The organism is Bradyrhizobium australafricanum (assembly GCF_020329495.1).
GTDB lineage: Bacteria > Pseudomonadota > Alphaproteobacteria > Rhizobiales > Xanthobacteraceae > Bradyrhizobium > Bradyrhizobium australafricanum.
In genome coordinates, this window is the sequence record NZ_JAGKJL010000054.1 from 21,949 (window position 1) to 34,385 (window position 12,437).

Here is a 12,437-nt window from a genome sequence, read left to right on the forward strand (position 1 = left end):
TCGCTATTGCGGCCTGAAATAGTGCGGAACGGCAAAAACGCAAATGACTTTTTTGCAAGGCACAATTGCGCCGAATTTTACCCGAATGTGACCGCCGACCTCTGGATTCTGGTTCCGACGCGCTTTTTTGATGCGAACCGGCATCCACCCCGCGTCACGTGCGGGGCAGGCTTCGCGCGAAAACGCTCCGGTCGCCGCAAGTCAGCGGTCGCGCTGCCGCACCGGTTGCCGCTCGATCACGATCTCGGCGTCGCGGATCGCCACCACCGCGAACAGCAGCGCGCCGCCGATGCCGCCGATCGCGGCGCCGAGCGGCATGAAGGTGAAAAACACCAGCGTTCCGCTGTCGATACCAGAGGTTCTGGCCAATCCGATCCAGCTAAGCCCGGCTCCGATGCCGAAGGCGGCGCCGCCAAGGGCGCCCAGCGCCAGGCCAAGCACAGCGAGCAATGCGATTTTCATGGTGATTTCAGCCCCGACCGCAACAAGCCCGGTAATGAGTCAGCGCCGGGCCGTCGAGGTTCAACGCCGGCGTTGCGAATTTGCGGGCACGATGTCGTCGTGCCCAGTCAGCGCCGCCGCGACGTCGCGCTCCAGCACCTGCTGGACGAGGTCGAAGGTGTCGATGATCTCGCGGATCTCGGTGATCTTGCCGTCGCGCAGCGTGTAGAACACCGCGACGTCGAACTGCACCACGCGGGCGTTGTTGCGCTTGCGGAAGAACACGCGCAGCTGCGCGGCGACCCTGTCGCCCTGGGTCACCACGATCGGCGCCTCGTAGCGCATGTCCGAATAGCGCTCGTGGATCGTGGTCCACATCTGGCGCAGCGCGGCCTTGCCGCGGTGCTGGCCCATATGCGGAAGAATGTCGATCGGGGCGTTGGCGAGAAACGCGACGTCGTCGCTGCAGCGATCGAGCGCGCCCTCGATGCCACCGGCATAATAGACGTCGAGGAAGTTCAAGACGCGCTGCCGGTTCAAATCCTCGCCCATGATCGACTCCGCCGGTCCGACTCGCTCTGGCCCGGCATTGTGAACCGGAGCATTCCACAATCAAACAACATATGTTTGACGCGCGAGACGCGATTAGGTTCGGCAACCAGCGCGTGCATTGTGGCACAAAATGCATGCGGCGCGCCGGTTCGCACATTGCGACGACGGGCGGCCGTCGCGTTGCAGACGGCGGTTTATTCCGCGCCTGCGCCGCTTAAATCTTCGCGCCCGCGGCCTTGCCGCGGCACCGCCGGCCCGTATGCTTTGCGGCGGAAGGCGGCCGAACAGAGCCGCCCCGATGGGGAGAGACCAATGAAGCGCATCACCCACTTCGCCGCGATCCTGTCGCTGCTGGCATGCCCGGCGATCCCGCCCGCCTTCGCACACACGCCGCAGCAGCCTGCCCACCAGCTCTACAACGAAGGCGACCTGAAGCTCGAGAGCGGCGAGGCGATCAAGGATTTCTCGATCTCCTACGTCACCCACGGCACGCTGAACGCGAAGAAGTCGAACGCCATTCTGATGGTGACCGCGATCTCGGGCAATCATCACCGGCTCGATTTCATGATCGGCCCCGGCAAGGCGCTCGACCCCGACAAGTACTTCATCGTCTGCACCGATGCGATCGGCAACGGGCTGACCACGTCGCCGAGCAATTCGAAGGCGCAGCCGCGGATGCAGTTCCCGAAATTCGCGATCCGCGACATGGTGGAATCGCAGTATCGGCTGATGAAGGAGAAGCTCGGCATCGACCATGTCGTCGCCGTGGTCGGCCCCTCGATGGGCGGCATGCAGGCGCTGCAATGGGGCGTCAGCCACCCGGACTTCATGGACGCGCTGGTTGCGATGGTGCCGCTTGCGAAGACGCCGGCCTGGTCGGTCGCGGTGATGGAGGCCTCGCGTAAGGCGATCATGAACGATCCGGCGTGGAAGGACGGCAATTACGAGGCGCCGCCGGAGAAGGGCCTCAAGCTGTTCCGCGATATCGTTGCGCTGCTCGCGGCGCGCACGCCCGACATGTATGCGGCGCAGTTCAAGTCCGGTCCCGACGTGCTGCCCTGGATGGCCGAGCAGGAGACCGCGCTGTGGAAGCTGTTCGACGCCAACGACTGGATCTACCAGAGCTGGGCCTATGACCGGCACGATGTCGGCACCACGGCCGGGTTCGGCGGCGACACGGCGAAGGCGCTGGCTTCGATCAAGGCGAAGACGCTGATCCTCACCGGCACCAAGGACCTGCTCAACCCCGAATTCGAGCCGAACCAGATGGGCCAGAACATCGGAGGCGTGACCATCAAGACGATCAGCCCGGGCACCGTGACCGGCCACGCTTCGGCCGGCGGCTTCTTCCCGGCGGATGTCGAGTTTCTCAACCGCGAAACCGGGGTGTTCCTCGACGGCGTGACCGACGGCGGCAAGAAACTGAACTGATCGGCTGAGTCGGCCGCGTCTCGCAGACGTGGAGCACGCGGCGGGCAGCTGTCCGCGAGTTAATGAAACCTCCGCCCGCGCGCCTGGTTGGTTCGGCGTGGGCGACGCATCCGCAATCAGGAGTTCCGTATGAGAAACACCATGCCGCTTGCCGTCGCCGCCCTGGTTGTCTCCAAATAAATCATGCGAGCGCGCACCGCGCGACGGTGAGCCGGCGTCGACGCCGGCCACGAGGCCTTGAGCTCCTCCGGGGCCGGCCGGTGAAATCGCGCCGGCTCGCTGTCGCGGTGCGTTCGACAACAGCCAATCCGACGGCGCCGCGTTGCCGACGGAGGGGGCGATGGTGAACCGCTCATCTTCCCGGAACCGGCGGTGCCGCTGCGCCGTTGATGCGGCAGCATTGCATTGGAGCCGCATCATGAAATCGATTGTTCTCGCTTCCGTCATGGCCGTCAGCGCGCTCGCCTTGGCGTCGCCTGCCGACGCCAAGGGTTGCATCAAGGGCGCGATCGTCGGCGGCGTCGCCGGTCATTATGCCGGCCATCACGGCATGCTCGGCGCCGCCGCCGGGTGCCTCTACGGCCGCCATCACGCCAAGCAGCAGCGCCAGCAGCAGCCGCAGTCACAGCCCGCGCAGCAGGAGAAGCTGCAGGGCCAGTTGTGAAGCCACGTTCCTGGAACGAAGTCTCGTTCCGGGAACGCCGTCCGCACCGGCAGCGTTGTCTCCATGCGTAACGGAGACGATGATGACGAAACCAAAGACAAAGACCATCCAGCCCGTTCCCGATGACAACAAGAGCCACAAGGGCCCCGGCAGCACCCCCAGCGTTCCCATCGACACCACCAAGGGCCATCGCGACGACGAGAAACACAACATCCGCGAGCAGGCCGCGCACGGCAATCTGACCCAGAACACCAGCAACAAGCGATCGGGGTAGGTAGGGTCGGGGCGAAGCGGAGCGGAGCCACATCCCTTGACGTCGTCCTGGCGAAAGCCAGGATCCATTACCCCAAATGCGAATTGTTGCGCGACACTGGGGCCACAATCCTTCCGACAACCAAAGCCGGTGGTAATAGGTCCTGGCTTTCGCCAGGACGACTTCCGAATATGTGGTTCGGCCGGTGCGTCATACTTCCGCATTCTCGCGACATGATTGGCCCGAGCTTTGCGCTTCCCTTGCGCGCTGTTGCCGATCGGCCTTATCTGCGAGCATGCAGATCAGGGACGAACGCCCCGAAGACGCCGCCGCGATCAGCCGCATCACGGCGGCCGCCTTCGCGACAGCGCCGCACAGCAGCGGCACCGAGGCCCGCATCGTCGGGGCGCTGCGCCAGGCTGACGCGCTGACGATTTCTCTGGTCGCTGTATCCGACGACGGCAGCATCGTAGGACACGTCGCGTTCTCGCCGGTGCAGATCGATGGCGTAGCCGGACGCTGGCATGGCCTTGGCCCGGTCTCGGTCGCACCCGACATGCAGCGGCAGGGCACCGGCGACGCGCTGATCCGCGCGGGACTTGCTCGCCTCGCGGCGATGAATGCCGACGGCTGCGTCCTGCTCGGCGATCCCGCCTATTACGGACGCTTCGGCTTCGTCAGCGATCCCGCGCTGACCTATGGCGGCGAGCCCAGCCCGTACTTTCAGCGGCTGGTGTTGAAGGGTCAGCCGCCGAAGGGGGATGTGAAGTACCATGCGGTGTTCGATGTGACGTGATCAGGTACCGCCTCAAGACGACGTGACTTACGGCAGAGTCATTTCCTCGATCCGCGCCGGGACCGCGCCGAAATCGCTGAACCGGGCCCAGTTCGGCCGTATCCGCACATAGCCGATGTTCGGCCATGTCTCGCGCGTCGGGCCGTCGGGCCACGCCGCGAAATACACCTGCTTGCAGGCGATGAGCTCCGCGCCGCTCGGGAAGTCCGCGACGCCCTCGACCTGTGCGGTCTGCTCGGCGTCCCAACCGATCACCAATGCCGCGCGCGGATCGGCGCGGAGGTTCTGGTATTTGCGCGAGGTGGTCAGCGTGTCGAAGATGATCTCGAGATTGTCGCTGACCGCGATCCCGACAACCGCCGCCTGGGGCGCGCCGTTGTGAACCGTGCTGACCACCGCGAGCCGATGCATCCGCAGGAAGGCGAGCAGCTCGGCGCGCGTCATGATCTACCTTTTCTTCCACCCGCCCCGCTTGCCCGGCGCGCCGCCGCTCGACCGCGGCGACGGGCCGAACTCCGGCCCCGACTGCCGCGAGTCGGTCGGCTGGATGATGCGGCTCGTGGTGCCGAACGGCTTTGCCGGCAGCGCGCCGCTCGGGCGGAAGGGCAGCGATTCCGGGCCGTGCATCTCGTCGAGATCGGGCTTGTGGATGCGTGAGCCGGACTTGCCGCCGCGGCTCGCCTTGAGCGAGGTCTGCGCCGACTTGTTCTTCAATGCGCTGACCGGCAGGTTGGCGGCATCGCCGTATTTTCGGGTGCCGGCATAGGCGCCGGCCTGCTTCTGCACGTTGCGCTGCTTGGCGGTGGGGTCGTCGACCACGGCCATCTCGGTGGCGCGCAGCCGCTTGACCTCGTCGCGCAGTCGGGCAGCCTCCTCGAAGTTCAAATCGGCCGCGGCCTCGCGCATCCGTGTTTCGAGGTCGCTCAGCACGGCCTCGAAATTATGCCCGATCGAGATCACGTCGTCGGCCATGCCGCCGTCGCCGATCTCCACCAGCACGTGATCGCGCTCGTAGACGGAGTTGAGGATGTCGCCGATCGACTTCTTCACGCTCTCCGGCGTGATGCCGTTGGCCTCGTTGTACTCGACCTGCTTCTCGCGGCGCCGCGTGGTCTCGGCCATCGCGCGCTCCATCGAGCCGGTCATGCTGTCGGCATAGAGGATCACCTTGCCGTCGACGTTGCGCGCGGCGCGGCCGATGGTCTGGATCAGCGAGGTCTCGCTGCGCAGAAAACCTTCCTTGTCGGCGTCGAGGATCGCGACCAGCGCGCATTCGGGAATGTCGAGGCCCTCGCGCAACAGGTTGATGCCGACCAGCGCGTCGAACGCGCCGAGGCGGAGATCGCGGATGATCTCAATGCGCTCGATGGTGTCGATGTCCGAGTGCATGTAGCGGACGCGGATGCCCTGCTCATGCAGATATTCGGTGAGGTCCTCCGCCATGCGCTTGGTGAGCACCGTGATCAGCGAGCGATAGCCGGCTGCCGCCGTCGCGCGCACCTCGCCGACGAGATCGTCGACCTGGGTGCGGGCAGGGCGGATGTCGACCGGCGGGTCGATGAGGCCGGTCGGACGGATCACCTGCTCGACGAACACGCCGCCGCTTTCGTTCAGCTCCCAGCCGCTCGGCGTCGCCGACACCGCCACCGTCTGCGGTCGCATCATGTCCCACTCCTCGAAGCGGAGCGGCCGGTTGTCCATGCAGGAGGGCAGGCGGAAGCCGTATTCGGCGAGCGTCGCCTTGCGGCGGAAGTCGCCGCGGAACATGGCGCCGATCTGCGGCACGGTGACGTGGCTCTCGTCGGCGAAGATCAGCGCGTTGTCCGGTACATATTCGAACAGCGTCGGCGGCGGTTCGCCGGGGCGGCGCCCGGTGAGATAGCGCGAATAGTTCTCGATGCCGGCGCAGCTTCCGGTCGCCTCCATCATCTCGAGATCGAAGGTGGTGCGCTGCTCGAGTCGCTGTGCCTCCAAGAGGCGGCCCTGGTCGTTGAGCTGGTCGAGGCGCTGCTTCAGCTCCGATTTGATCGACTTGATCGCCTGCACCAGCGTCGGGCGCGGCGTCACATAGTGCGAGTTGGCGTACATCTTGATGAATTCGAGCTCGTCCTGCTTGTGGCCGGTGAGCGGATCGAACTCCTCGATGGTTTCGATGGTGTCGCCGAACAGGTTCACCCGCCAGGCGCGGTCCTCATAGTGCGCCGGGAAGATGTCGATGACGTCGCCGCGGACGCGAAAGGTGCCGCGGGTGAAGTCGGCCTGGGTGCGCTTGTACTGGAGAGCAACGAGGTCGGCGATGAGCTGCCGCTGGTCGATGCGCTCGCCCTTCTTCAGCGCGAAGGTCATCGCGGTGTAGGTCTCGACCGAGCCGATACCGTAGATGCAGGACACGGAAGCGACGATGATGACGTCGTCGCGCTCGAGCAGCGCGCGCGTTGCCGAGTGGCGCATGCGGTCGATCTGCTCGTTGATCGAGGAATCCTTCTCGATATAGGTGTCGGTGCGCGGGACGTAGGCTTCCGGCTGGTAGTAGTCGTAATAGCTGACGAAATACTCGACCGCGTTGTCGGGGAAGAAGTTCTTGAACTCGCCATAGAGCTGGGCGGCCAGCGTCTTGTTCGGCGCCAGGATCAGCGCCGGGCGCTGCGTCGCCTCGATCACCTTGGCCATGGTGTAGGTCTTGCCCGAGCCGGTGACGCCGAGCAGCACCTGGGTGCGGTCGTTGCGGTCGATGCCCTCGACCAGCTCGGCGATCGCGGTCGGCTGGTCGCCCTTCGGCTGATAGTCGGACTTGATCTCGAAGCGCACGCCGCCTTCGGATTTCTCCGGGCGCGGCGGCCGGTGCGGGGTCCACACCCGCATCGAGCCGTCGTCCTTGCGGAACTCCGGGCGGCCGTCGCGGATCAGGATCTCCAGCGCGTCGGCGGTCGCCTTGACGCCGAGCGCCTCCATCTTGCTGCGCGGCGGCCGCGCCAGGGCCTCCTCGTCGTCCTCGGCGGTGGGCAGGCCGAGCTGCCGCGCCAGTTCCGGATCGAGTGTTGGGATGGTGGCCGAGGTGCCGTAATTGGCCTGCGGGGCCTCGCCGAGGCCCGAGGTATCGCGCCTGGCGACGTCCTCGCTGGTCTCGCGCGTCGACGCCCGCGCGCGATGCGCGGCGGCCTCGCCGCCGGCGCGGCGGTCCCAGGAATTGTCCGGCGGCGGCTGCAGGCCGGTGCCCGAACCCATGCCGGCATCGCCGCGGTTGATCGCGGGATTGAGCAATTCGGCAAGCGCGGGCCCGATCGGGAGGACCTCGGGCCGGTGTGCTTTGGATTTGGGGGTTTTGCCGGGCTTTTTCGGAGTGTTCGGTGTCTTCGCCATGCCCCGAATATGGGACTAGTCCGGCAGCGAGAAAAGGGTAAACGGCGGCGGGATGGCTGCACGGGCGAGGCTGCTGACAGCAGGGTGTCAGCAGGGGGCGCCGTCGCGGAGTTCAGGCCCGCGGCAGGTCGACGATGTCGAGATGGATCCCGCCGCAGCCGTCGCAGCGCATGGTCCAGTATTCGGCGGCGCGGCCGGGGATCACGCGCAGCAGCGAAAGCGATTCGGCACATTCCGGGCAGCTGGTGCGGACCTGCGCCGGCCAGACCGGATCCGGCTCGCATTGCGGGACGGCAACCACGACGTTACCGGTCACGCCGATGCTTCGGCCGCCGGCATTGTCATGCCATAGCGTTGCGGGAACCGGTCGATAGCCCGCTTCGCGTCGGCGATCGCCGCATCCGGATCGGACCACGCAAAGCCGATGTCGAGCGTCGGAAACAGCATGCCATCGATGACGACCGGCCTTTGATCGACCCGTTGAACCCTGGCGTGCCATTGCCCCTTCCCCACTTCGAACGACTTGATCTCAAAACCGCTGTAAATCATGTGCGACCTCGAAACGCCCTTCTCATAGGAAGCACGAGCGCGTTGCGCCAAATGTGAAGCAGTTCACAACTCGCCGGGTTTATTTCCGCGCAGCAAAGGAACCCGGACCCCTGAGCGCGTGGAGATGGTCGAATAGCGGCTGCGACGGCGGTGCGCTCCCTCTCCCGCTTGCGGGGGAGGGTTGGGGTGGGGGCTCTCTCCACGAGTCACAGTGTGGAGAGAGCCCCCACCCGTATCGCATCTTCGATACGATACGACCTCCCCCGCAAGCGGGAGAGGTGCAGCGACGTACAACGAGCACACCGCTCATCCGGCGAAGCATGAACCGAGCGGGACCAATCTGTTCGACGCCCAACAGGCGACTGCCTGTTGCGCCACATGATCGAGGGAATGCCGCCAGCCGGCAATCTTTAGCGTTTGTGCCTGCGGCGTCGCCATGCCCGGCGGCGCGGCCATCCTGCTAAGCCCGCGACGCTTCGGCGTTCGCGGGCTTTCTTGTGTCGCACCGACCGCAGGCCGGCCGCGCGACCGGCCGAACCCGCGCAAACCGGCGTTTCGCGTAGTCGATGAGCGGGGATTCGATCGCGCGCCAGCTGATCTCGGCAAGGACGCAGACGATCGGAAGCGCGATGAGACCCGACCAGGCACCAAAATCGAGGGACAGGAAGATGTTCAGCACGATCAGGTGGAAGAGATAGAGCGCATAGCAGCGGCGCCCGGGCCAGATGAACGGCTTGAGCAACACCGTCTTCTGTACGTTGATCCCGGCCCACACGATGACGCCGCAGGCGAACGCCGATATCCCGAGGAAGGAGAACGGTCCAAACGCCGCCGCATAGGTCAGATCGCAAAGCATCGGCACGCAGGCGAGCGCTGTCCACACTAGAGGGGAGCGGCAGTAGCCGCGCACAAAGCACGCCAGCAGAACGCCGCCGAACAGCTCGTCGAGCCGGCAGGGCAGCAAGAACTCCCAGGAGAGGTCGGGCAGGTGCGCGTGGAACAGCCAGCGACAGACCGGGGCGATCAGCACGCCGCACCAGAGGGCGCGGACCAGCCATTGCCGCGGCAGCGACCAGATCAGGAGCGGCAGGATCAGGTAAAACTGCTCCTCGATCGCGAGTGTCCAGCTGACGAATGTCGGCTCGGTCATGGGATAACCGAACTGCAACCACGGCACGGCCTGCAGGAAGAACAGGTAATAGCCCCAGTGATCGGGCGTCGCGATCAACAGCAGCAGCCAGTACAGCGGCAGGATCCGGAACGCGCGCCGGCCATAGAACGACGAGAAGTAACCGCGCTGTTCGCGGCTATCGAGCAGGATGCCGCCGATCAAAAAGCCGCTGACGACGAAGAACAGGTCGACGCCCAGCATGCCGTACTTGAATTCGAAATAGTGGCGGGCAATGACCGCCGAGATCGCGAGGCCCCTTAGCGCATCGAGCGATTCGGAGCGGTGCCCGGCAGAATCCTCCTCCGGGCGCGGACCAGCAATTGGACCCATGCTCAACCTGATATCAATTTCAATATGCGGCCACCCGTTGAGGTGGTTTGCAACCCTTACAGTCGTCCGGTTTCGTTGACAACTGAAGCGAGCAACGACCTTTCGTCTAAGGTTACCGGCCGCGGCAGCCTCGGGCTGCTCGATATTGCCCGGTCTTCCGCCTCCCGCTAGCCGCGGCCGGCGATGTGGTCGGCGAGCACCGCGGCATCGTCGCCGACGCCTGACAGGAACGAGGATTTCATCTTCGACAGCCATTGCAGGCCGAGGAAATAGAGGCCCGGCACGTCGGAGACGCCGTGGCGATGTCGCGGCGCCCCGTCGGCATCCAGCACCGGTATGTCGATCCAGTTCAGATCGAGACCGTAGCCGGTGGCCCAGATCACGCTCCTGATCCGCGCGGCGCGCAGGTCGATCGCATTGAGCGGCGCGGTGAGGCACGGCGGATCGGGCAGGCGGAGGCGCGCCAAGGGATCTTCGGGATGATCGAGGCCGCGCGCCGCGACGAAGTCGTCGACGATCCCGAGGAACGTCGCGTAATAGGCGTCGCCATTGGCGATGTTGGCGGCGAGATCGGGCGCGATCTCCAGCACGCCGTCGCGCGCCGCCGTCACGCGGCCGAGCAGGGTCACGCCGCCGGCGGCGAAGCGGCGGAAATCGACGGTGTGGCCGCCATGGGCGCCGGAAATCACCGGCAGCAGCCGCGACGGGCCGCGCTGCTCGACCGGCGTCCGGTCGATGCCCATTTCGGCCAGCCACCAGATCAGGTCGCGGCCGCGATAGCGGCGCGGCAGGCGGTTGTGACGTCCGACCGAGAGGAAGACCTCGCGGCCGGCGCGCATCAGCTCTTCGGCGATCTGCGCGCCCGAGGCGCCGGCACCGACCACCAGCACTGCGCCGTCAGGCAATTGCGCCGGATTCCTGTAGCCGGCGGCATCGACCTGGAACAGGCCGGGGTGATCGCGCAGGAGGTCCGGCCGCAGCGGCCGTTGATAGGGGCCGGTGGCGATGACAACACTGCGGGCTGCGATGCTGCCGCCGGCAAATTCGGCGAGGAAACCGCCGGCGTCGCGGCGCAGCTTCGTGACCGCGACACCGCAGCGGATCGGCGGCGCGACGAACGCGGCGTAGTCCTCGATGAAGGCGATGATGGCAGCGGTGTCCGAGAAGCCGTCGGGATCGCTGTGCGGAAACGCGAAATCCGGCAGCCGCACCGACCAGTTCGGAAACTGGAACATCAATCCGTCCCAGCGTTCGCTGCGCCAGCGCTCGGCGATGCGACCCCGCTCCAGCACCAGATGGGCGATGCCGCGCTGCTTGAGCCGGTGGCTCATGGTGAGCCCGGCCTGGCCGCCGCCGATCACCAGCGTATCGACGGTCTCGTCAGGCACTGCGCGTTCCCTTGCGGCGGGCGGCGGGCTCCGCCGCGGCGCGGATGATCCAGCGCCGGAACGCGGCGAAATCGCGCTGCTCGGCGTGGAAGCCGCGATAGACCAGATACCAGCGCATGCCCTTCGGCACGCTGAGCGCAAACGGCGCCACCAGCCGGCCGGCGGCGAGATCGTCGTCGATATAGGGCCGGATGCCCATCGCGATGCCGAGCCCGTCGCTAGCTGCCTGCAGCGCCTGGCCGTAGAACTGGAATTCCGGCCCGCGCGCGGTCAGGCGCGGCACGCCCGCGGCCTTCAGCCAGGACGGCCAGTCGTCGGGCGAATGCGCGACGCGGATCAGGCTCGGGCCCTTGAGGTCGGCGGGGCGCTTCAGGGTGTTGGCGAGCCGCGCCGTGCACACCGGCATCAGATCGGCGGCAAACAACGGCTCGGCGACGAGGCCCGGCCACTGGCCGTCGCCGAGCTGGATGCCGCAGCTCCAGTCGTCGGCGAACGGCACCGCCATGCCGCCGGTCGTGATCCGCACCTCGATGTCGGGCTCCGCTTTGCGGAACTCGGCGAGGTGCGGGATCATCCATTTCAGCGCAAAGGTCGGTCCGACGCCGACGGTCAGCACCCGCGCGCTCGCGGATGCCGTGACCTGCGCGGTGAGGCTCGCCAGCGCGTCGAAGATCGGCGTCAGCCCGCCCTGATAGGCGCGGCCGGCCGGCGTGGTGACGAGGCGGTTGGCCTTGCGCTCGAACAGCGCGACGCCGAGCCGCTCCTCGAGCAGATGCACCATCCGGCTGATCGCGGCGGCCGAGACATTGAGCTCGCTGCCCGCCGCCGCGAAGCTGCCGGTCCGCGCCGCCGCTTCGAACGCCTTGATGCCGTTGAGAAAGAGCAGCCGCCGCATGAACCCTCAGGAAAACTGATGCAAGGTCAAGATAACTCAGTTTGCCGGAAGAGGCCAAGCGGCGCAGAAATATGGTTGCTGTGATTTGGGCTAATGCGGCGCGGTTGACGTACCTCGCCTCGCTTGCGGGGAGAGGTCGGATCGCATCGCCAGATGCGATCCGGGTGAGGGGGAGTCTCCGCGAGTCCCACTGTAACCGCCCTCGTGGAGACTCCCCCTCATCCCGACCTTCTCCCCGCAGGCGGGGAGAAGGGGCGCACGATCACGACTTGCGGGAGATGTATGATGGCAGAGACGGCGGATAGCCTGGTGCTCGATCTCGTGGAATGGGTGGCGCGCGAGCCGCGGCCTTATGCCGAGGTGCTCGAGGTCTGGCGCACCTCATGCCCGCGGCTGACGATCTGGGAGGACGCCGTCGATCGCGGCTACGTCGCGCGCCGTCCCTCGGTCGAGGGCATACGGGTAATGGTGACGGAAAGCGGCGAGACATTCTTGCGCGCGCACGGGCGGATGCAGTGATGCGAAACCAGTCGATGCCTTCTTCACCTCTCCCGCTTGCGGGGGAGGTCGGATTGCATCGCAGATGCAATCCGGGTGGGGGCTCTCT

Annotated in this window: 14 protein-coding genes; 5 read left to right on the forward strand and 9 right to left on the reverse strand. The window is 66.2% G+C overall.

All coding sequences use genetic code 11. The features are described 5' to 3' along the window. Positions 1–201: 201 nt before the first annotated feature. Positions 202–462: a hypothetical protein gene (locus J6525_RS34795; protein WP_028336038.1), complete on the reverse strand. Its 261-nt coding sequence runs from the start codon at positions 460–462 to the stop codon at positions 202–204. Between the two features lie 60 nt (positions 463–522). Continuing rightward, positions 523–993, reverse strand: a complete 471-nt coding sequence (locus tag J6525_RS34800; RefSeq protein ID WP_092085098.1) for a nuclear transport factor 2 family protein — start codon at positions 991–993, stop codon at positions 523–525. 312 nt (positions 994–1,305) lie between these two features. Between J6525_RS34800 and J6525_RS34805 the strand changes: the two genes are divergently transcribed. The 4 genes from J6525_RS34805 to J6525_RS34820 all read left to right on the forward strand — a co-directional run bounded on the left by J6525_RS34805 (position 1,306) and on the right by J6525_RS34820 (position 4,137). After that, entirely contained in the window at positions 1,306–2,424 is a 1,119-nt protein-coding gene (locus J6525_RS34805; protein WP_225648042.1) for an alpha/beta fold hydrolase, read from the forward strand. A gap of 418 nt (positions 2,425–2,842) precedes the next feature. Further along, complete coding sequence (locus J6525_RS34810) at positions 2,843–3,088, forward strand: hypothetical protein (protein ID WP_225648043.1); 246 nt, start codon at positions 2,843–2,845, stop codon at positions 3,086–3,088. A gap of 82 nt (positions 3,089–3,170) precedes the next feature. After that, a complete protein-coding gene (locus J6525_RS34815) occupies positions 3,171–3,362 on the forward strand; it encodes a hypothetical protein (RefSeq protein WP_172646835.1) in 192 nt (63 codons plus the stop codon). 274 nt (positions 3,363–3,636) lie between these two features. Next, complete coding sequence (locus J6525_RS34820; protein WP_225648044.1) at positions 3,637–4,137, forward strand: GNAT family N-acetyltransferase; 501 nt, start codon at positions 3,637–3,639, stop codon at positions 4,135–4,137. Between the two features lie 27 nt (positions 4,138–4,164). Here the strand turns inward: J6525_RS34820 and J6525_RS34825 are convergent, their stop codons facing one another. From J6525_RS34825 to J6525_RS34855, 7 genes are all read right to left on the reverse strand, one after another. Beyond that, on the reverse strand, positions 4,165–4,581 hold the full coding sequence (locus tag J6525_RS34825; RefSeq protein WP_225648045.1) for a pyridoxamine 5'-phosphate oxidase family protein: 417 nt from the start codon (positions 4,579–4,581) through the stop codon (positions 4,165–4,167). 3 nt (positions 4,582–4,584) lie between these two features. Beyond that, entirely contained in the window at positions 4,585–7,497 is a 2,913-nt protein-coding gene (uvrB, locus tag J6525_RS34830) for an excinuclease ABC subunit UvrB (RefSeq protein WP_225648046.1), read from the reverse strand. Positions 7,498–7,609: 112 nt separating this feature from the next. Continuing rightward, the gene (locus tag J6525_RS34835) at positions 7,610–7,813 is read right to left on the reverse strand and encodes a hypothetical protein (protein WP_376708598.1); all 204 of its coding nucleotides are present in this window, start codon (positions 7,811–7,813) and stop codon (positions 7,610–7,612) included. Next, a complete protein-coding gene (locus J6525_RS34840) occupies positions 7,810–8,046 on the reverse strand; it encodes a hypothetical protein (protein WP_038377734.1) in 237 nt (78 codons plus the stop codon). Before J6525_RS34840 ends, J6525_RS34835 begins: the two co-directional genes overlap by 4 nt. Positions 8,047–8,506: 460 nt before the next feature. Beyond that, complete coding sequence (locus tag J6525_RS34845; protein WP_225648047.1) at positions 8,507–9,547, reverse strand: acyltransferase family protein; 1,041 nt, start codon at positions 9,545–9,547, stop codon at positions 8,507–8,509. A gap of 167 nt (positions 9,548–9,714) precedes the next feature. Continuing rightward, positions 9,715–10,935, reverse strand: a complete 1,221-nt coding sequence (locus tag J6525_RS34850; RefSeq protein WP_225648048.1) for an NAD(P)-binding domain-containing protein — start codon at positions 10,933–10,935, stop codon at positions 9,715–9,717. Then, positions 10,928–11,830 carry a LysR substrate-binding domain-containing protein gene (locus J6525_RS34855; RefSeq protein ID WP_018273588.1) on the reverse strand — a complete coding sequence of 301 codons (903 nt, stop codon included), beginning with the start codon at positions 11,828–11,830 and terminating at the stop codon, positions 10,928–10,930. Before J6525_RS34855 ends, J6525_RS34850 begins: the two co-directional genes overlap by 8 nt. Before the next feature lie 285 nt (positions 11,831–12,115). Between J6525_RS34855 and J6525_RS34860 the strand changes: the two genes are divergently transcribed. After that, on the forward strand, positions 12,116–12,349 hold the full coding sequence (locus J6525_RS34860; RefSeq protein ID WP_092085244.1) for a hypothetical protein: 234 nt from the start codon (positions 12,116–12,118) through the stop codon (positions 12,347–12,349). Positions 12,350–12,437 lie beyond the last annotated feature (88 nt).

Excerpts from the sequence above, each read along its gene's own strand:
- J6525_RS34855 (WP_018273588.1), bottom strand. The coding sequence starts at position 11,830 with ATGCGGCGGCTGCTCTTTCTCAACGGCATCAAGGCGTTCGAAGCGGCG.
- J6525_RS34825 (WP_225648045.1), bottom strand. The coding sequence starts at position 4,581 with ATGACGCGCGCCGAGCTGCTCGCCTTCCTGCGGATGCATCGGCTCGCG.
- J6525_RS34795 (WP_028336038.1), bottom strand. The coding sequence starts at position 462 with ATGAAAATCGCATTGCTCGCTGTGCTTGGCCTGGCGCTGGGCGCCCTT.
- J6525_RS34860 (WP_092085244.1), top strand. The coding sequence starts at position 12,116 with ATGGCAGAGACGGCGGATAGCCTGGTGCTCGATCTCGTGGAATGGGTG.
- uvrB (WP_225648046.1), bottom strand. The coding sequence starts at position 7,497 with ATGGCGAAGACACCGAACACTCCGAAAAAGCCCGGCAAAACCCCCAAA.
- J6525_RS34820 (WP_225648044.1), top strand. The coding sequence starts at position 3,637 with ATGCAGATCAGGGACGAACGCCCCGAAGACGCCGCCGCGATCAGCCGC.
- J6525_RS34810 (WP_225648043.1), top strand. The coding sequence starts at position 2,843 with ATGAAATCGATTGTTCTCGCTTCCGTCATGGCCGTCAGCGCGCTCGCC.
- J6525_RS34815 (WP_172646835.1), top strand. The coding sequence starts at position 3,171 with ATGACGAAACCAAAGACAAAGACCATCCAGCCCGTTCCCGATGACAAC.
- J6525_RS34805 (WP_225648042.1), top strand. The coding sequence starts at position 1,306 with ATGAAGCGCATCACCCACTTCGCCGCGATCCTGTCGCTGCTGGCATGC.
- J6525_RS34800 (WP_092085098.1), bottom strand. The coding sequence starts at position 993 with ATGGGCGAGGATTTGAACCGGCAGCGCGTCTTGAACTTCCTCGACGTC.
- J6525_RS34845 (WP_225648047.1), bottom strand. The coding sequence starts at position 9,547 with ATGGGTCCAATTGCTGGTCCGCGCCCGGAGGAGGATTCTGCCGGGCAC.
- J6525_RS34840 (WP_038377734.1), bottom strand. The coding sequence starts at position 8,046 with ATGATTTACAGCGGTTTTGAGATCAAGTCGTTCGAAGTGGGGAAGGGG.